Consider the following 19751-nt stretch of genomic DNA (forward strand, 5'->3'; position numbering starts at 1 on the left):
GGCGAGCGGCCCGATGTTGGCTCTACCGCAGGGACCCGGCGCGTCGTGGCCGGAGTTCTTGTCTCAAGACAATATGGGATATGGGCAAGGAGAAAGGGGCAAGGAGTGCCCCGGATGTCGCCGGTAAGCAGTCAGTCGCCACTCAGTGACGATTCATCCCCATCAGGAAGATCAGCGCGACTGAAGCGGCTCTTCGGCGATGGCGAGTAGCGACCGGTAGTCGCGCTGGAGAACGATGTTCTTGATGATGTCGCGTCCAGGTTCAGATAGTCGTGGACAAGCGCATTTCGCAGGCCGATCACCTTGTTCCAAGGCGTAGCGCTATGATCGCGACCCTGCGTCTGGAGTTTGGCGCAGGCCTGGCGAGCATCGCTTGGCACGAGCAGGCCCTGGGATTTCAGCCGCTGCTTGGCGTCGATGCCGATGCACGCCTCCGCCAGCAGCAGAAAGTTCCGCTTGGCGGCTCTATAACGCAGCGAGTTGAGTTCGCCAGGCGTGAGGGTCCTACGAGGTAGAGGCGATGGGGCGCAGAGGCTACATTAGCACCAGGCTGGCGCAGGAGGCGCGAGAAGGGCGTTTTCATGGTGCACGGCCGATGGTCGGGTGAGGGCAAAGCGACAAGGCCTGTGATTGTTGTTATTACCAAGGCCTTGATTCAAAAGCTTATTATTTTTGTTGGCGTGGCTTTCGCTTGTTGTTAGGGGAGTGGCCGCCAAGGCGGCGGCGATTCAAACGTGAGCTGGCGTGCTCCAACTGGTCCCCTTCGGGGGACTTTTTTTATGTGCCGATGTTATGTGCAGTTGTTTTGGGCGGATCTTCTACGTGTGGCTTCGGTTGTTGTTGTTCGGAGTAGCCGCCGTGTCCGTCTCGATGGAGGCCATCATGGCGGCACCGGGAGGCCGCGACAACGCGACCTTAGTGGTGCGACCTTGGTGGTAGATCGATGGCCCATGGGGTAAACATGGGCGTAAGGCAAGGTGCCGGGTCGGGCGCGACTGGCCGGCAGGGCCGTCGCAGCGGGATCTCGCCCGGGGCGCCGGGTACGGACTGCCCCGAGCCCGGTCGCGATAGCCTCGAGAAGTGCCACCGAGTTCGTGATGCTCCCCGCCTGGCATGGCACCATAGCGAACCTTTTGCCCGCAGGCGGGTCAGTCGGCACGTAGGTGTCGACGGCACAGGGCGCGGTTGACTCAGAGAAGGTGACATGCAGGACGTAATTCAGGCATTCCACGACATCCAGCCCGACCCGGCGGCGTCCGGGCAGGCCGTGAGTTTCGGCACCTCCGGCCATCGTGGCCGTTCCCGAGCCGGTTCCTTCAACCGGGCGCATATCCTGGCCATCACCCAGGCGGTGGTGGACTACCGGCGCCAGGCCGGTATCGAAGGCCCCCTGTTCCTCGGCCGCGATAGTCATGCGCTGTCTCGGCCGGCCTGGGAGGCGGCCCTCCAGGTGCTGGTCGCCAATGGCGTCGAGGCGCGCATCGAGCGAGACGGCGAGCTGACTGCCACCCCGGTCGTGAGCCGCGCCATCCTGGGCCACAATGCAGATTCGCCGCAGGCCCAGGCCGACGGCCTGATCGTGACGCCCTCGCACAACCCGCCCGAGGATGGCGGCATCAAGTACAACCCCCCGCACGGCGGACCCGCCGAGGGCGAGGTGACCGGCTGGATCGAGCGCCGCGCCAACGCCCTGCTGGCCGGTGGGCTCGAGGGCGTCGCGGAGCGGCCCCTGGCCGAGGCGCTGGAAGGCGCCACCCGGCACGACATGGTGGGCGACTATGTGGCGGCACTCGCCTCGGTGGTGGATTTTCCGGCCATCGCCGCCTCCGGGCTGCGGCTGGCCGCCGACCCCATGGGCGGCACGGCGCTTCCGGTGTGGCGGGCCATCGCCGAGCGCCACGGGTTGGAGCTCGAAGTGGTCAATACCCAAGTCGACGAAAGCTTCGTCTTCATGCCGCCCGATCATGACGGCAAGATTCGCATGGACTGCTCCAGCCCGGCGGCCATGGCCAACCTGCTGGCGATGAAGGACGACTTCGACCTGGCCTTCGGCAATGACCCGGACGCCGATCGCCACGGCATCGTCGACGCCGCCGGGCTGATGAACCCCAATCACTACCTGGCGGTGGCCATCGATTACCTGCTGACCCACCGCCCGGGCTGGGGCGCCTCGCTCAAGGTGGGCAAGACCCTGGTGTCCTCCTCGATCATCGACCGCGTGGTGGCGCATCGCGGGCGCGACCTGTATGAGGTGCCCGTGGGCTTCAAGTGGTTCGTCGACGGCCTGCACCAGGGCTGGCTGGCCTTCGGCGGCGAGGAGAGCGCCGGGGCCAGCTTCCTGACCCTCGACGGCCGCCCCTGGTCCACCGACAAGGACGGCATCCTGCTGTGTCTGCTGGCTGCCGAGATCATGGCGGTCACCGGCCAGCGCCCCAGCGAGCGCTACGCCGCACTGACCGAGCGCTTCGGCGCGCCGCACTATCGGCGGGTCGATACGCCCTGCACCCCCGAACAGCAGCAGGCCTTCAAGCGCCTGGATCCCGACGGGCTGGCGCTGGCCACCCTGGCCGGCGACCCGGTCGAGCGGGTGATGGCCGCCGCGCCCGGCAACGATGCCCCCATCGGCGGGCTCAAGGTCGAGACCGCCAACGGCTGGTTCGCGGCGCGCCCCAGCGGCACCGAGCCGCTCTACAAGGTGTATGCCGAGAGCTTCCGTGGGGAATCTCATCTCGAGGCCCTGATCGACGAGGCCCGGGCCGCCCTGGACGCCGCGCTGTAGGCGTTGTCTGAAAAGTCGGCGAGCGAAGGCTAGACAAGGCAAAAATCAGCGAGAAGCCGGAGTTTACGGGGTGTAAATGAGGACTTTGAGCTGATTTTTAACGCGGTATAGCCGAGCGCAGACAGTTTTCAGACATTGCCTAGGGCCGATGGCATCGCAGGGTGTCTCGGCACATCGCGTCCCGGCATTGGGTCGGGTGGCGGCTTGGCGTATAATCCCGCCCGACGGTCTAAGGTTTTTCGCTAGAAGATCAACGGGTTGCGTGGCTGTGATCAATCGATTGCAGCGCCTGGCGGGCGGGGCGGCCCGGCGCTGGTCGAAAAGGGTGCGAGTTCGCTCCCTATTGCCGGTATGGCCCGGCGCCGGCGCTGGGTAGGATGCGCCTGAAGGCGGTCGACGATGCAATGGCTGTCATACGAACCCTCTGGCGGCGTGCCGTCAGAGGGTTCGTCGTGTTGGGGTCGCCCGCTAACGCCAAGTAAACTTAGCCGCGTTACGACGCTCCGTGTCGCCCGATAGAGCTCATCACGACACTGGCGTAAAGTATGCAGAATTGACAACGCATTGGGCGGCGCCGCTCGAGGGACGGGCGACTCGGTGCCAATGCCACGATACGACACAGGGCATGGGAATGCGCCCGGACAATCCCCGGGCGGTAGCGTGTCCGGACGTTTCCATTCAGGGAGAGACATGGAACCCGCCGCCATTTTGACGTTGATCACCATCCTGCTAACGCTGGGTACGCTGGCGGCGACACGAATCTCTCCCGATGTGGTGTTGATGGGGGCCCTGGCCTTCCTGGTTATCAGCGGGATTCTTGATCCTGCCGCGGCCCTGGGTGGCTTTTCCAACCCCGGGGTGATGACCATCGCGACGCTCTACGTGGTGGCGGCCGGCCTCAAGGAGACCGGTGCCGTCCAGTGGCTGGCCCACCGGCTGCTGGGCCAGCCTCAACGGCTACGCCAGGCCCAGCTGCGCGTGCTGCTGCCGGCCTCCGGACTGAGTGCCTTCATGAACAACACCACCGTGGTGGCGATGTTCATTCCGGCCATCCAGGAGTGGGCAGGGCGGCTGCGTCTGCCGCCCTCAAAGTTGCTGCTGCCACTGAGTTACGCCGCCATCATCGGTGGCACCTGTACCCTGATCGGCACCAGCACCAACCTGGTCGTCGATGGCCTGTTGCAGTCCGAAATGCAGACCGGGCTGGCGATGTTCTCGCTGGCCTGGGTCGGCGTGCCCCTGGTTCTGGTCGGCGGCGGTTTCCTCTATCTGTTCGCCGACCGGCTGCTGCCCAACCGCCAGGGCGCACTGGAGCAACTGGAGGCGGCCCGGGAGTATGCCGTGGAGGTCATCGTCGATGCGAAGGGGCCGCTGGTGGGTCGCAGCATCGCCGATGCCGGCCTTCGTCATCTGAGCCATGGCTACCTGGCGGACATCGAACGCCAGGGGCGCTTGCTGACCGCGGTGCCGCCCGAGACCGAACTGCAGGCCGGCGATATCCTGATTTTCATCGGCGCCCCCGAATGTGCCCGCGAGCTGCGGCGTGTGCATGGCCTGCGGCCAGCGGGCGGCGACGTTCACAAGCTGGATATCGCCCATCACCGCCGTTGCCTGGTGGAAGCGGTGATCGGCCCGGATTTCGCCGGGCTCAACCAGACGGTCCGAGAGTCACGCTTTCGCTCTCGCTACCAGGCGGTGATCCTGTCGATCTCCCGGCATGGCAAGCGCCTGCCCGGCAAGCTCGGCGACATCCGGCTTCAGGTCGGGGATACCTTGCTGCTCGAAACGGCACAGGATTTCGTCGAGCAGTACCGCTACCGGAAGGACTTTCTACTGGTGAGCGGGCTGAATGACTCCACACCGCCGGACTTCCGCAAGGCACCGCTGGCGCTCGGCATACTCGCCGCGATGGTCGTCACCAGCGCCACCGGCCTGCTGTCGATCCTGGAGGCCGCGCTGCTGGCGGGGGGCGGCATGCTGATAACGCGCTGCGTGCCGGCCAGCAAGGCCCGGCGCTACGTGGACCTCTCGGTGCTGGTGGTGATCTCGGCCTCCTTCGCCCTTGGTGCCGCCATGCGCGAAACCGGAGCCGCCGCCCAGATCGCCCAATGGCTGCTGCTGGTCGATGGCCTGGCCCCCTGGGCGGCCCTGGCGCTGGTCTACCTGCTGACGGTGATCTTCACCGAGCTGATCACCAACAACGCTGCCGCGGTGCTGATGTTTCCGATCGCCGTGGCCGTGGCCGAGCAACTGGGCGTCGATTTCATGCCCTTCGTCGTGGCCATCATGTTCGCGGCCTCGGCGAGCTTCATGACGCCGCTGGGTTACCAGACCAATCTGATGGTCCTGGGCCCCGGCGGCTACCGTTTTTCCGACTATCTGAGGCTAGGAGCGCCGCTCAGCCTTATCGTCGGCGCCACTGCCGTCGGGCTGATACCGGTGGTTTGGCCCTTTTAAGCTGGAACAGCGCCGCTTCGCGGCTGGAAGCTGGCAACGGCGCTCTTCGAGCTTATTCTGAAAGGAGTTTCCGTGACCGATTTCATATCCCCTGAGCTGCGCTCGCGCCTGGTCGAGGGCGTGCACGCCGCCGGCCGCCGGGTGATGGCGATCTACGCGCGCGATTTCGAGGTCGAGACCAAGGAAGACCAGAGCCCGCTGACCGAGGCGGATATGGCGTCTCACCATGCGCTGGTCGACCTGCTCGAGGCCGCCACGCCGGAGGTGCCAGTGCTCTCCGAAGAATCCGGCGAGATCCCCTTCGCGACCCGTCAAACCTGGCGTCGCTATTGGCTGATCGATCCGCTGGATGGCACCAAGGAATTTATCAAGAAGAACGGCGAATTCACCCTCAACGTGGCGCTGATCGAAGACGGTGTGCCGGTGTTCGGCATCGTTCACGCCCCCGCGGTAGGCGACGAGGGCGGCACGACCTGGTTCGGCCAGCACGGGCAGGGCGCCTGGAAGCAGCAGGCCGAAGGTTCTGGCCGCGCCATCGCCACGCGCCAGCTGCCGAACCCCGAGCAGGAGACCTGGAAAGTCGTCGGCAGCCGCTCCCATGGCGCCGCCGAGTTCGAGGCCTTCTGCGCCGGGCTGCCCGCCCACGAGCGCGTTTCCATGGGTAGCTCGCTCAAGCTGTGCCTGGTTGCCGAGGGTGCCGCCGACCTCTACCCGCGCTTGGCGCCGACCTGTGAGTGGGACACCGCCGCCGCCCAGGCCGTGGTGACAGCCGCCGGCGGGGAAGTGCTCGATGCGAACACCCTGGAACCGCTGCGCTGCAACCAGCAGGACAGCGTGCTCAACCCTTTCTTCATCGTCTGTGGCCAGCGTGACGAGCGCTGGGAAGCGGCCCTTCGGGCCGCGCTTCGCGCGTAAAGCTGGAAGTCCCGGCTTCTAGCGCTCCCTGTCGCCATCGAACCTGAATTCCCGGATACCCCATGATCGAAATAACCCCTGAACGCCAGACCCACCTCAAGCAGCTGGAGGCCGAGTCGATCCATATCATCCGCGAGGTGGCGGCCGAGTTCCGCAACCCGGTGATGCTGTATTCCATCGGCAAGGACTCCTCGGTGATGCTGCATCTGGCGCGCAAGGCCTTCTACCCCGGCCCGCCGCCGTTCCCGCTGATGCACGTCAATACCACCTGGAAGTTCCGGGAGATGATCGAGTTCCGCGACCGCATGGCCAAAGAGGCTGGCATGGAGCTGATCGAGCACATCAACGAGGAAGGCCGGGCCGCGGGCATCAACCCCTTCGATCACGGCAGCTCGAAGTACACCGATATCATGAAGACCGAGGCGCTGAAGCAGGCGCTGGACAAGCACCGCTTCGATGCCGCCTTCGGCGGTGCGCGTCGCGACGAAGAAGCCAGCCGTGCCAAGGAGCGGGTGTTCTCGTTCCGTGACAAGCATCACCGCTGGGACCCCAAGAGCCAGCGCCCGGAACTGTGGAACACCTACAACGCCAAGGTGAACCAGGGCGAATCGATCCGCGTGTTCCCGCTCTCTAACTGGACCGAGCTGGATATCTGGCAGTACATCTACCTCGAATCGATCGACATCGTACCGCTGTACTACTCCGCGCCGCGCCCGGTGGTGCATCGCGACGGCATGGACATCATGGTCGACGACGACCGCCTGCCGCTGGAAGACGGCGAGGTGCCCGAAGAGAAGTGGGTCCGCTTCCGCACCCTCGGCTGCTACCCGCTGACCGGCGCGGTGGAATCCAAGGCCACCACGCTGCCCGAGATCATCCAGGAAATGCTGCTGACGAGGACCTCCGAGCGCAGCGGACGCGCCATCGATCATGATCAGGCCGGATCGATGGAAAAGAAGAAACGCGAAGGATATTTCTAAGGGAGCGGACCGATGTCTCATCAATCAGCACTTATTTCCGACGATATCGAGCAGTATCTCAAGGAACACGAGAACAAGGACCTGCTGCGCTTCATCACCTGCGGCAGCGTCGACGACGGCAAGTCGACGCTGATCGGTCGGTTGCTGCACGACTCCAAGATGATCTACGAGGATCAGCTCGCCGCCATCACCCAGGCTTCCAAGACCAGCGGCACCACCGGCGATGAAGTCGATCTGGCGCTGCTGGTGGATGGCCTGCAGTCCGAGCGTGAGCAGGGCATCACCATCGACGTGGCCTATCGCTTCTTCTCCACCGACCGGCGCAAGTTCATCATCGCCGACACCCCGGGCCACGAGCAGTACACCCGCAACATGGCCACCGGGGCCTCCACGGCCAGCCTGGCGGTGATCCTGATCGACGCCCGTTACGGCGTGCAGACCCAGACGCGCCGCCACAGCTTCATCGCCGACCTGCTGGGTATCCAGCACCTGGTGGTGGCCATCAACAAGATGGACCTGGTCGACTACTCGCAAGAGCGCTTTGATGCGATCGTCGCTGAGTATCAGGAGATTGCCGACAAGCTGGGCGCGCCCGACATTCGCTTCGTGCCGCTCTCGGCGCTCAAGGGCGACAACGTCGTCAACCAGAGCGAGGCCATGAGCTGGTACCGCGTCGATGGAAAACCAGGCCCGGCACTGCTCGAACTGCTCGAGACCGTCGAGATCACCCACGACCAGAATCTGCGCGACCTGCGCCTGCCGGTGCAGTACGTCAACCGGCCCAACCTGGACTTCCGCGGCTACTGCGGCACCCTGGCCGCCGGCGTGATGAGCCCGGGCCAGAAGGTGAGGGCGCTGCCCTCCGGCAAGGTCTCCACCGTGGAACGGCTGGTCACCTGGGACGGCGACCTTGAGGTGGCCTATCCCGGCCAGGCGATCACCGTGACCCTGGAAGACGAGATAGACATCTCGCGGGGTGACTGGCTGGTGGCGGAAGACGACCAGGTGCCGCTGGCGACCGGCTTCGAGGCCGATATCGTGTGGATGCACGACACCGCGCTGGAGCCTGGCAAGCTCTACGACATCAAGCTGGCCACCCGCGACGCGGCGGGCAAGGTGGCGGCGATCGACTACCAGGTCGACGTCAACACCCTCGAGCAGCGCCACGCCGACCACCTGGACCTCAACGCCATCGCCCGCTGCCGGCTGGAGCTGACCGCCCCGGTGCCGGTGGACGACTACCGCACCAGCCCGGGCACCGGCAGCTTCATCATCATCGACCGGCTGACCAACATCACCGTGGGCGCCGGCATGATCCACCGGCCGCTGGATAGCGAGCTGCCCTACGAGTTCCGCGACAACGACAGCAAGGCCAACGTGGTGTGGAACCGCACCAGCGTGACCCAGGGCATGCGCGAGCAGCTCAACGGTCATGCCGGCAAGTGCGTGTGGTTCACCGGCTACTCGGGCTCCGGCAAGTCGACCCTGGCCAACGCCCTGGAAGTGGAACTCAACCGCCGCGGCTACCACACCATGCTGCTGGACGGCGACAACATCCGCCACGGCCTGTGCAAGGACCTCGGCATGGGCGAGGCCGACCGCGCCGAGAACATCCGCCGGGTGGGCGAGGTGGCGCGGCTGTTCGCCGAGGCCGGCATCATCGTCATCACCGCCTTCATCTCGCCGTTCCGCGCCGACCGCGATGCCGCCCGCGAGCTGTTCGACGACGGCAGCTTCGTCGAGGTGCACGTCAACACGCCGCTGGACATCTGCGAAGAGCGTGACCCCAAGGGGCTCTACCAGAAGGCCCGGGAAGGCAAGATCAAGGACTTCACCGGCATCAACAGCCCCTACGAGGCACCCAGGGCGGCCGAGGTGATGGTCAATACCGAGGAACTGAGCCAGCAGGAAGCGATCGCGCTGCTGCTCAAAAGACTCTGACCGTCAACCAAGCCCAGGCCGCTCCAGGTCCAAGAACGGTCTGGGGGATATCACATCAGGTACCTCTATGTGTGGAATCGTTGGCGCAGCTAGCCTGCGTAACGTCACGCCTATCCTCGTCGAAGGGCTCAAACGTCTGGAATATCGTGGCTATGACTCCGCCGGGCTGGCCGTCCTTAACACTGGCCAGCTTCAGCGTGAGCGTGAGATCGGCAAGGTGGCTGAGCTCGAGAAGAGCCTCGAGCGGCGCGTGGTGAGGGGCAACCTGGGTATCGCCCATACGCGCTGGGCGACCCATGGCAAACCGAGCAGGTTGAATGCTCATCCGCATCTTTCCAGTGCCTTGGTCGCCGTCGTACACAACGGGATCATTGAGAATCACGAGGCGTTGCGGGAAGAGCTCACGTCAGCCGGCTACTGCTTCCACTCTCAGACCGATACGGAAGTGATCGCCCATCTGTTCCACCAGCAATACCAGTGTGCCGAGGCGGCTGAGCCGAGTGAACGATTGCTGGAGGCATTCCGGCAGACCCTCAAGCGGTTGCACGGTGCCTATGCGCTGGGGGTCATTCACATCGAACATCCAGACATGTTGCTATGCGCCCGGATGGGAAGCCCCCTGGTGGTGGGGTGTGGGAGTGACGAGCATTTCATTGCGTCCGACCCCATGGCTCTGCTGCACGTCACAGACCGCTTTATTTACCTGGAGGAAGGGGATTACGGCCTGCTGACCCGAGAGAGCATGGCGCTCTATGCCCTGGAGGGAGAGGGCTCCCGCTCCGTGGAGCGTCCCGTTGTGCGCTACGAGCATGGCGATCAGATCGCCGAGAAGGGTGACTATCGCCATTTCATGCTCAAGGAGATCCACGAGCAGCCCAAGGCCCTGGCCGAAACCCTGAAGGGCAAGGTGTCGAACAAGGGCGATGTCTTGACGTCTATCCTCGGGCCGGATGCCGAGGCGATCCTCGCCAGGACGCGCCAAGTCCAGATCGTGGCCTGTGGCACCAGTTACCATGCCGGGCTCGTCGCGCGCTACTGGCTCGAGGAACTGGCCGGTCTGCCCTGTGCAGTGGAGGTAGCCAGTGAGTTTCGCTATCGCCACGTGGTGGTGCCCAGGGACACTCTGTTCGTGACGCTTTCCCAGTCTGGTGAAACGGCCGATACCCTGGCGGCACTACGTTCGGCCAAGCAGGCCGGCTATCTTGCCTGCCTGGCGATCTGCAACGTACCCGGAAGCTCGCTGGTACGTGAATCCGACCTGCGGCTGATGACCGCTGCCGGGCCGGAGATCGGCGTGGCGTCTACCAAGGCGTTCACCACGCAGCTGGTGGCCCTGCTGTGGCTGGCTGCCGCCCTGGGCCAGCCGCGCATGGGGGGCGAACGCGTAGCGGCACTCATGGCCAGACTTCGAGGCGTGCCGGCGCAGGTGGAACAGGTGCTCGAACTGGAACCGGCAATTGCCGCCTTAGCCTCTCGATTTGCCACCAAGCACCACACCCTGTTCCTGGGGCGCGGCCCGCACTATCCGGTAGCTATGGAAGGTGCCTTGAAACTCAAGGAAATCTCCTACATTCATGCGGAAGCCTACGCCGCCGGCGAACTGAAGCATGGCCCCCTCGCCCTGGTGGACGACGACATGCCGGTGGTGACGGTGGCCCCCAGCGACGACCTGCTGGAGAAGCTCAAGAGCAATCTACAAGAGGTGCGTGCCCGCGGCGGCCAATTGATCAATTTCGTCTGTGAACACGCCGGCCTTGAGAGCGGCGAGGGCATGGACAATCTACTACTGCCCAAGGTAAGCGATGTTGTCGCGCCCATCGTGTTCAGCGTTCCGCTGCAACTGCTCGCTTACCATGTCGCGCTGGTGAAGGGCACAGACGTCGACAAGCCTCGGAATCTGGCCAAATCAGTGACGGTCGAGTGATTCCATTCCTGTTTTTTCCATTAACGCCTAGCGACTGACCCTATATGCCCATCAAGACTCTCTGTGTGTTTGGTACGCGCCCCGAAGCCATCAAGATGGCGCCACTGGCCCTTTCCCTGGCCAGCGATGCGCGCTTCGACGCCAAGGTGTGTGTGACCGGCCAGCACCGTGAAATGCTTGACCAGGTGCTGGACCTCTTCGAGCTGGTCCCCGACCACGACCTGAACATCATGAAGCCCGGCCAGGATCTGACCGATGTGACCACGGCTATCCTGCAGGGCATGAAAGGCGTACTGGATGAAGTCAAGCCGGATATCGTGCTGGTGCATGGCGATACCGCGACCACCTTTGCCACGACCCTGGCCGCCTACTACCAGCAGATTCCCGTCGGGCACGTGGAAGCCGGCCTGCGTACTGGCAATATCTATAGCCCTTGGCCCGAAGAGGCCAACCGTAAGCTGACCGGAGCCCTGGCCGAGCTGCACTTCGCGCCAACCGATCGCTCGCGGCAGAACCTCCTGGAAGAGGGCATTGCACCGGCCAAGGTCCACACCACAGGTAACACCGTCATCGACGCGCTGCTCGAAGTGGTGGAGAAGCTGGAGAACAAACAGACTCTACAGCAGCGTTTCGGCGAACAGTTCGATTTCCTAGATGCCGAGCGAAAGTTGATCCTGGTGACGGGGCACCGTCGCGAGAGTTTCGGTGGCGGGTTCGAGCGTATCTGCCAGGCGCTGCACGATACGGCTGCCGCCCACCCCGATTGCCAGATCGTCTATCCGGTACACCTCAACCCCAACGTGCTGGGCCCGGTCAAACGGCTGCTCTCGGATATTGATAATGTCCACCTGATCGAGCCGCTGGATTACCTGCCCTTCGTTTACCTGATGAATCGTGCCCATTTGATCCTGACGGACTCCGGCGGTATCCAGGAAGAGGCTCCATCTCTCGGGAAGCCCGTACTGGTGATGCGCGATACCACGGAGCGGCCCGAGGCCGTGGATGCAGGCACTGTCAAGCTGGTGGGTACCGATGTGGAACGTATCGTCGGCGAACTGCGTACACTACTCACGGACAAGAATGCCTATGAGGCAATGAGCTATGCCCATAACCCGTACGGCGATGGGAAGGCGTGCCAACGCATTCTCGATGCGTTGGCGGTGCTTAAGAAATAAGCACTTAGCCACCAGGTTAAAACCTCAAAGTTTCGTATAAGGATGTCACCATGAACTTCGATACCATCTCCGTTATTGGCTTGGGCTACATTGGTCTGCCGACTGCCGCCGTAATTGCTTCCCGCCGCAAGAAGGTAATCGGGATAGATGTCAACCAGCATGCGGTCGATACCATCAACCGCGGCGATATCCATATCGTCGAGCCAGAGCTGGACATCGTGGTACATGCGGCGGTAAAGGAGGGCTACCTGCGTGCCACCACCACGCCAGAACCGGCGGATGCCTTCCTGATTGCTGTGCCTACTCCCTTCAAGGCGGAGAATGGCAACGATCACGTTCCGGATCTTGCCTATATCAAGGCCGCGAGCGAGGCGATGGCACCGGTATTGAAGCAGGGCGACCTGGTGATCCTGGAGTCGACTTCCCCGGTGGGGGCTACCGAGCAGATGGCGGCCTGGCTGGCCGAGGCGAGACCGGACCTCACCTTCCCCCAGACCCATGGTGAGCAGTCCGATATCCGTGTCGCCCACTGCCCAGAGCGTGTCCTACCCGGCCATGTAGTGCGCGAGTTGGTGGAGAACGATCGGGTAATCGGCGGCATGACCCCAAAATGTTCCGAAGCTGCGGCGTCCCTTTACCGAATCTTTGTCGAGGGTGAATGCATCACCACCACGGCACGTACCGCGGAAATGGCCAAGCTGACCGAAAACAGCTTTCGGGATGTAAACATTGCCTTTGCCAATGAGCTTTCCATCATCTGCGACAAGATAGACATAAGCGTCTGGGAGCTGATCCGGCTTGCCAATCGCCACCCACGTGTGAACATTCTGCAGCCTGGCCCCGGAGTGGGGGGGCACTGTATTGCTGTGGATCCCTGGTTTATCGTCAGTGAAACGCCAGACGAGGCTAGGCTAATCAGTACCGCGCGGGAAGTGAATGATAGCAAGCCACAGTGGGTGATAGATAAGGTTAACGAGGCCGTGGGAAAGTTTCTGAGTGACAATCCGGATAAGACTGCTAGGGACGTGACGATCGCCTGCTTCGGCCTGGCCTTTAAGCCGGATATCGATGATGTGCGCGAAAGTCCAGCGTTGCAAATTGCCGAGAATATTGTAGTACACCATCCTGGAACAGTGTTGTTAGTGGAGCCGAATATTGAGGAGCCGCCAAAAGGCAAGCTGGCAGGAACCAGCCTGGTCGATCAACAGGCTGCACTCGAAATCGCCGATGTTGTGGTGCTGCTGGTAGATCACAAGCCTTTTAAGGCGATATCGGATAAACAGTTGACGATGGGTTATTTGGTCGACTCGCGTGGAGTATGGGCTAGCTAAGGCTATTGGTTACGATGAGTGTGTCTAAAGTTTAATGGCCTTGGGGAAAAATAAATGACGGAGCTGACGCGTATTGCTATTAATGGTGCAGAATACCAGATGGCTTTGCCGCATAAAGATACCGACTATATCCAAGGCAAGATTGCCAGGGAGGGCGCTCCCTACGAAGTCGAAATGCTGAAAGATATGGCGGCATGGCTTAATAGGGAAGACTTGATACTGGATATTGGTGCGAATATCGGTAATCACACATTGTACCTTGCAGCAGTCGTTGGTTGCCGTGTAATAGCATTCGAACCTAATGTGAATTTATGCCTTGCCCTTGAAGAAAGCATAGAGGTCAATTCGCTAGCCAATCGCGTTGATATTCACTGCGTGGGAGTGGGGAGTTCACCTGGAAAAGCTCGCTTTTCTCATCTGGATCAGGCTAATCTTGGCGCCCAGTCTATCGAGGTTTTGCATGGTGAGGAAGGTGATATTGACGTTATTAGGCTCGACGACATGCCGTTAGATGAAGTTGTTAGAGCGATTAAAGTCGATGTGGAAGGGATGGAGTTGGAAGTGCTTCGTGGTGCTGAAAAGCTGATTAGCCGGGATCACCCTTATCTCTATGTGGAGTGCCAATCATATGAGAGTTATCGAGAAGCACAGGCTTGGCTTGAGAGGCTGGGCTATGGCTACATGGACACTTTCAACGCGACGCCGACGCACCTCTTTATGCATCTCGACTCAATTGACAAAGTTGCTAGACAAGATAAGTTGATTGATAAGATTCAAGCGTTGGAATACTCAGTGAAGCCTAGGTTGCTTGCTTTCCAGCGTGATCTTCATGGTGTTAATATAAAGTACCGAGATGCTAGCGGGAAAATAAAAAGGCTCAAGGATCAACTTGTTGAGATTGGTCAGGAGTTGGATGTTAGCAAAGAAGTAATAAAAGGAAAGAATGAGCAGATAGAAGAGATAGGGAGAAGGTGGGAAATGGATAAGGAAAGATTAAAAGAAATGGACTTTGTTATGGAGCAAGTCGATGTGCTGAAGGAAATGATAGAGGATGAGTGCCGAGCGAGACAGGAGGATCGTGCATGGATGTCTGAGATTAAAAAATTAGGCCGGAATCAGTTGGAAGAGCTGGGAAAGGAGTTAGAAACCATAGTAAAACTATTGGGGGAGAATGAGGGTAGGGTCAAAGCAATAATGGAAGAGAAGGACTCGGAAGAGAGTGAAAAAGACCAGCTCCTGAGAGCCCAGTTGTCTGAGGTTAATCAAAAATATCGTAATGCAACGGCCCATCAAATCCCGGCTCTAAAAGCTAAATTAGCTCAGCAGGAAGAGCGAGCACGCGAGCTTCTGCAGAGGGCTGAAAAATTGAACCAGGACCTCATGCGAGCCAAACAGCAACGTGCTGAGGCATTGCGTAGTCTGACGACTCTGAAATTGAGTTTGACTTTCAAAGCAGGGTTGTACTTTCGTGCCGCTTCTCACTCCTTCACAGATGCACTCAAGTTACCGGTGAGGTTATGGCGCCTTCGACGCCAAGTCAAGGCAGATGCTAGTGGTCAGTTACCTGCGAAGCGGGTGGCAACCGATGCCACCATGGTCAAACCGCTGCCTGCATCCGAAGCACTCAAGCCGCGGCAACTCAGTATGCAGGCATTAGTCGATAAACCGGCCAAGCGGGTGCGGGTGGGCTGCATCATGGATGATTTCACCTTTGCTTCCTATCAGCCGGAATGTGATCTTCATCAGCTGACCCCCGAGCATTGGCTTGCTGAGTTGGAAGCTTGTCAGCCCGAACTACTATTTATTGAATCGGCATGGCGTGGTCAGGATGAACTATGGGGAAGCAAAGTCGGCCACACCAGTCAGGAACTGCAGGGGATTGTGGCTTGGTGCCGTGAGAGGCACATTCCTTCCATCTTTTGGAACAAGGAAGATCCGATTCACTTCGAAACATTTCTGAATACGGCGCGTCTATTCGATTTCGTTTTCACCACCGATATTGACTGTATTCATCGCTACAAGGCAGCCTTGGGGCATGAGCGAGTCTACTTTCTTCCGTTTGCCTGTCAGCCCGCTGTACACAACCCCATCGAGAAGTATCAGCGCCAAGATGCTTTCTGCTTCGCCGGTGCCTATTATGTGCGTTATCCGGAACGTACCCGAGATCTGGGAAGCTTCGTTCAGGAACTACCTAGCTTCCGGCCATTGGAAATCTACGACCGAAACTACGGTAAAAGCGATCCTAACTACCAGTTCCCCGAAGCCTACCAACACCATATCGTGGGGACATTGCCTTTCGAACAGATCGACAAGGCCTATAAAGGCTATCGCTATGCCATCAATCTGAATTCTATCAAACAGTCTCAGACCATGTTCGCCCGCCGGGTCTATGAGCTATTAGGTTCCAATACGCTGACGGTCAGCAATTTCTCGCGTGGAGTGCGGTTGATGTTTGGCGACTTGGTTGTGACGAGCGACAGCGGAGCGGAAGTGAGGCGCCGCCTTGAACAATTGAAGGAAGAGGGCAGTATCGACCGACTGCGCCTGGCTGGTGTTCGCAAGGCCATGTGGGAGCATACTTATGCTGAGCGTTTTGCCTACGTGCTTTCGAAGGTTAGTGGTCAGGAAGTATTGGTGCCGTTACCGACCTTCAAGGTGCTGGCAACAGCCAGTACAGTAAAGGATGTGGAGCGGCTTGCTGCCCATGTGGAGCGTCAAACGGGGGTCGAAGTATCGCTCTGCGTGGTATTGCGTCGAGGAGTTTCTATAGCTCAGGCAGAAGCAGCCGCGGCATCGGCAACTTGCCAAGTAGAGCTGCTGACTGCTAAAGACCTGCGTCGCAGGCAACTGAGTGATCTGGCAGGCGAGGTCAGCTGGATTGCGGGGATGTTGCCTCAAGATTACTATGGAGGCCACTATCTTCTGGACCTCGCCTTGGCGACTCGCTATAGCGATGCCCAAATAATTGGCAAGGCGGCTTATCATTCATGGCAGCATGGTGCGTGTGACCCGTACAATAATGATGAGGTCTATAGGACGGTTAACCACTTGATGGCTCGTCGAGCGGCGATTACGGTTTCGGCCGCCGAACGCATTCGAGCCGATAAGTGGCTAGCTGGAATGGAAACCTGGAGATATGAGAATCCGGGACAGCTGGCCATTGATGCCTATAGTTATTGTGAAAATGGGATGGAGGGAGATATTGAAGTGGTGGCCAAGGCCGTCGATGATCTCCAAGTCGATACGGGTATCTGTTTGAAGAAACTGCTCAAGCTGGCAGAGTCTGTGGCCCCGATGGAAAATAGTTCAGGGGAAGTGCCTTATCTTGATGGCCGTGAGTTGGTGCACGTGTTGAGTGGAAAGCCGTTTACTTTCCTGACTGGCCACGAAGTACGAGATGAAGATGGACAAGGAGATGGTGCTGTCAAGCTATCTCGCAACAAGGCTCTCAAGTTTAGTCTGGAAGGCTCGGTGCTTGAGGTTGGCTCGGAGCTACCGGATGGACAACACGAGTACGTCTATGCGGTGAAGGATATTGACTGCAAGGTACTAGCTGAGCAGTTGAATGATACTGAGCCGGCGACGATTCCCTTGCATATGCAGGTCGAACCTGGTCTCAATCTGAGTCTGGTGGTGCTGTTCTTGGATGAAAAGAAGAAGCGCATCGGCCATGTGATTGAACAGCCGAATCGTAACCGGCTTGTCTCACTCCCCGAGGGAACAGCCTTTGTACGTTTGGGCTTGCGCATCTATGCAGGAGGTAACGCACGAATTGAGCGGCTGCTGCTGGGCCACCTCGACCTCGAGCCAGAGAACATCCTGGGCCAGTCAGACGTACTGCTCTTGACCAATCATTATCCGAGCTACGAAGACCTCTATCGCAATGGCTTCGTGCATAGCAGAGTGTTAGGATATCTGGAGAGAGGTGTGAATGTCGATATCTTCCGTCTTCGCAAGGATCAACCTATCTCTTGGCACGAGTTCCAGAATATCGATGTGACGACGGGGTCTCAGGAAGCCTTACGATGCATGTTGACTAGTGGGCGCTATCGTCATGTGTTAGTGCATTTCCTCGATTCGGATATGTGGGAAGTGCTAAAAGATTTTATTGATGATGTTCGTGTTACAGTGTGGGTGCACGGTGCTGATATCCAGCCATGGTATCGAAGGAAGTTCAATATTGAAACTATTGAGCAGAAGGAAGTTGCGCTAACTGCTAGCCGGGAAAGAATGAAGTTATGGCGTTCAGTTTTAGAACCCATGCCTAAGAATCTTCAGCTTGTTTTTGTTTCTAAGTATTCTGCAGATGAAGCAATGGAAGATTTGGGAGTGAAAATACCTGAGGATCAATATCGGGTGATTCATAACCCGATTAACACAGATTTGTTTTGTTATAGAAAAAAAGATCCTGAGCAGAGGAAGAGGATACTATCGATTCGTCCATATACTTCTCAGGTTTATGCTAATGATTTGACTGTAAAGTGCATTTTGGCCTTGTCTGAGGAGCCCTTCTTTAATGACCTAGAGTTCCACTTGATCGGCGATGGTATTTTGTTTTCTGATACAGTGAAGCCGCTAGAGAAGTTTGAAAATGTAAAGATTGAAAGGACGTTTCTAAGCCAGCAAGATATAGCAGTGCTGCACAAAAATTATGGGGTATTTTTATGTCCTTCAAGGATGGATACACAAGGTGTCTCTAGAGATGAAGCCATGTCTTCAGGTTTAGTTCCAGTAACAAACAAAGTTGGGGCTATACCAGAGTTTTGCGATGAAAGCTGTGCAGCGCTTGTTGAGCCCGAAGATCATCTTGCGATGGCGCATGCAATTAAACAGCTGTACTTTAATGAGGAGTCGTTTTCTTCTCTTTCTAAGAATGCCTCTCTACGAGTCAGGTCGAAGTCTGAATCTAAAGAAATGTCGTTAAAAGAGATTGAGTTGTTCTTCTGATGCGCTTTTGAGCTTTGGTTATTTATCTCGTTTTTTATGGGTGGTGTTATGAGTGCTCCTGTTTTTGTTGTGGGTTCTGGGCGCAGTGGAACTACTATAGTAGATAAGTGTATTGGAAGTCATTCTGAATTTTGCTCATTTCCGTTTGAACCCCAGTTGCTTTCGTGTCCTAACATTCAGTATGGGATTTTTCAGCTCCTGACCAAAGAACAATTGTCATCAAATGAGGTGGAGAAAATAATTGGATACCTAGGACGCCGTTATAAATTTTCTGCTCGAGGAGGTAAAGAGCTAGGGTTTTATCAATGGATGTCTTGGAAAGATTATATGAGAGCCCTTAACCCCCTGAGGTCGCTTGGAGATCTCGGTAAAGTTGAGAGAGTTCAATCTGCCAGAGAGTTTTTGAGGAATGTTTACTCTCCATGGACCAGTAAAAATTTTGCTAAAGACTGGGTGGATGGGGGGCCAATGAATGGAAGGCTTATTAAGGAGATTTTGTCTATTTACCCTGAAGCCAGATTTGTCCATGTCATAAGGAATGGCATGGATGTGGCAAATTCATTTGTCAGGCTCGGATGGGCTGGTGGATCGTTTAACCAAGCAGCACAGTTTTGGGCTAATCAAGTTATTAGCACACAGTTGCTGGGGAGGTCTTATGCCGGTGATAATTACATAGAAGTTCGCTTTGAAGATATAGTTTACCAACCTAAAATTGAACTTGGAAGGTTGTTTGAGTTTTTAAACGCTGAAGTAGCTGAAGAGTTTCTGGATGATTTGTCAGGGAAGATTAATGCTAAGCGGGCAAGCACATATAAGAAAGAAGTTGATCCTGAGAAGGAGGAGTATATTGAAATAGTATCAAGGTGTATTCTTTGATATTTCTCTTGTTGCGATATGATTTTCAGGTATTAATGGCCCGCCGTAAATTGTATAAAGCAGCACTGAACCGATTTTTCGAAGTGTTATGTCCATGTCATATTATGAACTATGCATCGAAGAGTGCGTCACTACCCTAGCACAGCCTTGAGTAAGTCTTGAGAACTAGGAAGGTGATGGGGCTGGCTGGAGGAACTCTTCACATTGACCATCAGTCGAGAGATACAACGCAATCAAGTGCTCCGATGCCCAATACTCAGCCCGCTTGCCTGAATAGCGTCCGATGAACTTCGGGTAGTGGGAGAGCAAGTGCTTCCAGGAAGCCCCCGCCTCGCCCTGATCAAGCACATGCTGTGTGACGGAGCGTGCCAGCTTCTTTATATGGCCAGCATTTACTTCCCTCCTCTGGAAGTGGAAAATGTGTAT

Annotated in this window: 11 protein-coding genes; 10 read left to right on the forward strand and 1 reads right to left on the reverse strand. The window is 58.2% G+C overall.

The genetic code is table 11. The features are described 5' to 3' along the window. Positions 1-131: 131 nt before the first annotated feature. Positions 132-476, reverse strand: coding sequence for a DUF86 domain-containing protein (locus tag ACXAFN_RS16010; RefSeq protein WP_474991047.1), 345 nt, complete (start codon positions 474-476; stop codon positions 132-134). Positions 477-1204: 728 nt separating this feature from the next. On the opposite strand from ACXAFN_RS16010, the gene ACXAFN_RS16015 reads away from it, so the two are divergent. The 10 genes from ACXAFN_RS16015 (at position 1205) to ACXAFN_RS16060 (ending at position 19325) form a co-directional block, all read left to right on the forward strand. Next, positions 1205-2779, forward strand: a complete 1575-nt coding sequence (locus ACXAFN_RS16015; protein ID WP_474990284.1) for a phosphoglucomutase — start codon at positions 1205-1207, stop codon at positions 2777-2779. Positions 2780-3469: 690 nt separating this feature from the next. After that, positions 3470-5236 carry an SLC13 family permease gene (locus tag ACXAFN_RS16020; protein ID WP_474990286.1) on the forward strand — a complete coding sequence of 589 codons (1767 nt, stop codon included), beginning with the start codon at positions 3470-3472 and terminating at the stop codon, positions 5234-5236. A gap of 72 nt (positions 5237-5308) precedes the next feature. Further along, positions 5309-6151 carry a 3'(2'),5'-bisphosphate nucleotidase CysQ gene (cysQ, locus tag ACXAFN_RS16025; protein WP_474990288.1) on the forward strand — a complete coding sequence of 281 codons (843 nt, stop codon included), beginning with the start codon at positions 5309-5311 and terminating at the stop codon, positions 6149-6151. Positions 6152-6213: 62 nt separating this feature from the next. Further along, positions 6214-7131: a sulfate adenylyltransferase subunit CysD gene (cysD, locus tag ACXAFN_RS16030; protein ID WP_474990290.1), complete on the forward strand. Its 918-nt coding sequence runs from the start codon at positions 6214-6216 to the stop codon at positions 7129-7131. Between the two features lie 12 nt (positions 7132-7143). Then, positions 7144-9072, forward strand: a complete 1929-nt coding sequence (cysN, locus tag ACXAFN_RS16035; RefSeq protein WP_474990292.1) for a sulfate adenylyltransferase subunit CysN — start codon at positions 7144-7146, stop codon at positions 9070-9072. 67 nt (positions 9073-9139) lie between these two features. Continuing rightward, positions 9140-10996: a glutamine--fructose-6-phosphate transaminase (isomerizing) gene (glmS, locus tag ACXAFN_RS16040; RefSeq protein ID WP_474990294.1), complete on the forward strand. Its 1857-nt coding sequence runs from the start codon at positions 9140-9142 to the stop codon at positions 10994-10996. Positions 10997-11046: 50 nt separating this feature from the next. Continuing rightward, positions 11047-12171 (forward strand): non-hydrolyzing UDP-N-acetylglucosamine 2-epimerase, encoded by a 1125-nt coding sequence (gene wecB / locus ACXAFN_RS16045; protein ID WP_474991049.1) that lies wholly within the window; start codon positions 11047-11049, stop codon positions 12169-12171. A 50-nt stretch (positions 12172-12221) separates the two neighbouring features. Continuing rightward, entirely contained in the window at positions 12222-13502 is a 1281-nt protein-coding gene (gene wecC / locus ACXAFN_RS16050; protein ID WP_474990296.1) for a UDP-N-acetyl-D-mannosamine dehydrogenase, read from the forward strand. 54 nt (positions 13503-13556) lie between these two features. Then, a complete protein-coding gene (locus tag ACXAFN_RS16055) occupies positions 13557-18449 on the forward strand; it encodes an FkbM family methyltransferase (RefSeq protein WP_474990298.1) in 4893 nt (1630 codons plus the stop codon). A 48-nt stretch (positions 18450-18497) separates the two neighbouring features. Then, a complete protein-coding gene (locus tag ACXAFN_RS16060) occupies positions 18498-19325 on the forward strand; it encodes a sulfotransferase family protein (protein WP_474990300.1) in 828 nt (275 codons plus the stop codon). Positions 19326-19751 lie beyond the last annotated feature (426 nt).

This window comes from Halomonas sp. ABH4_019 (genome assembly GCF_056159885.1).

What these genes read in the sequence shown, in the direction of transcription:
- ACXAFN_RS16015 (WP_474990284.1), top strand. Translation starts at nt 1,205, where the DNA reads ATGCAGGACGTAATTCAGGCATTCCACGACATCCAGCCCGACCCGGCG.
- ACXAFN_RS16020 (WP_474990286.1), top strand. Translation starts at nt 3,470, where the DNA reads ATGGAACCCGCCGCCATTTTGACGTTGATCACCATCCTGCTAACGCTG.
- cysD (WP_474990290.1), top strand. Translation starts at nt 6,214, where the DNA reads ATGATCGAAATAACCCCTGAACGCCAGACCCACCTCAAGCAGCTGGAG.
- cysN (WP_474990292.1), top strand. Translation starts at nt 7,144, where the DNA reads ATGTCTCATCAATCAGCACTTATTTCCGACGATATCGAGCAGTATCTC.
- glmS (WP_474990294.1), top strand. Translation starts at nt 9,140, where the DNA reads ATGTGTGGAATCGTTGGCGCAGCTAGCCTGCGTAACGTCACGCCTATC.
- wecC (WP_474990296.1), top strand. Translation starts at nt 12,222, where the DNA reads ATGAACTTCGATACCATCTCCGTTATTGGCTTGGGCTACATTGGTCTG.
- ACXAFN_RS16055 (WP_474990298.1), top strand. Translation starts at nt 13,557, where the DNA reads ATGACGGAGCTGACGCGTATTGCTATTAATGGTGCAGAATACCAGATG.
- ACXAFN_RS16060 (WP_474990300.1), top strand. Translation starts at nt 18,498, where the DNA reads ATGAGTGCTCCTGTTTTTGTTGTGGGTTCTGGGCGCAGTGGAACTACT.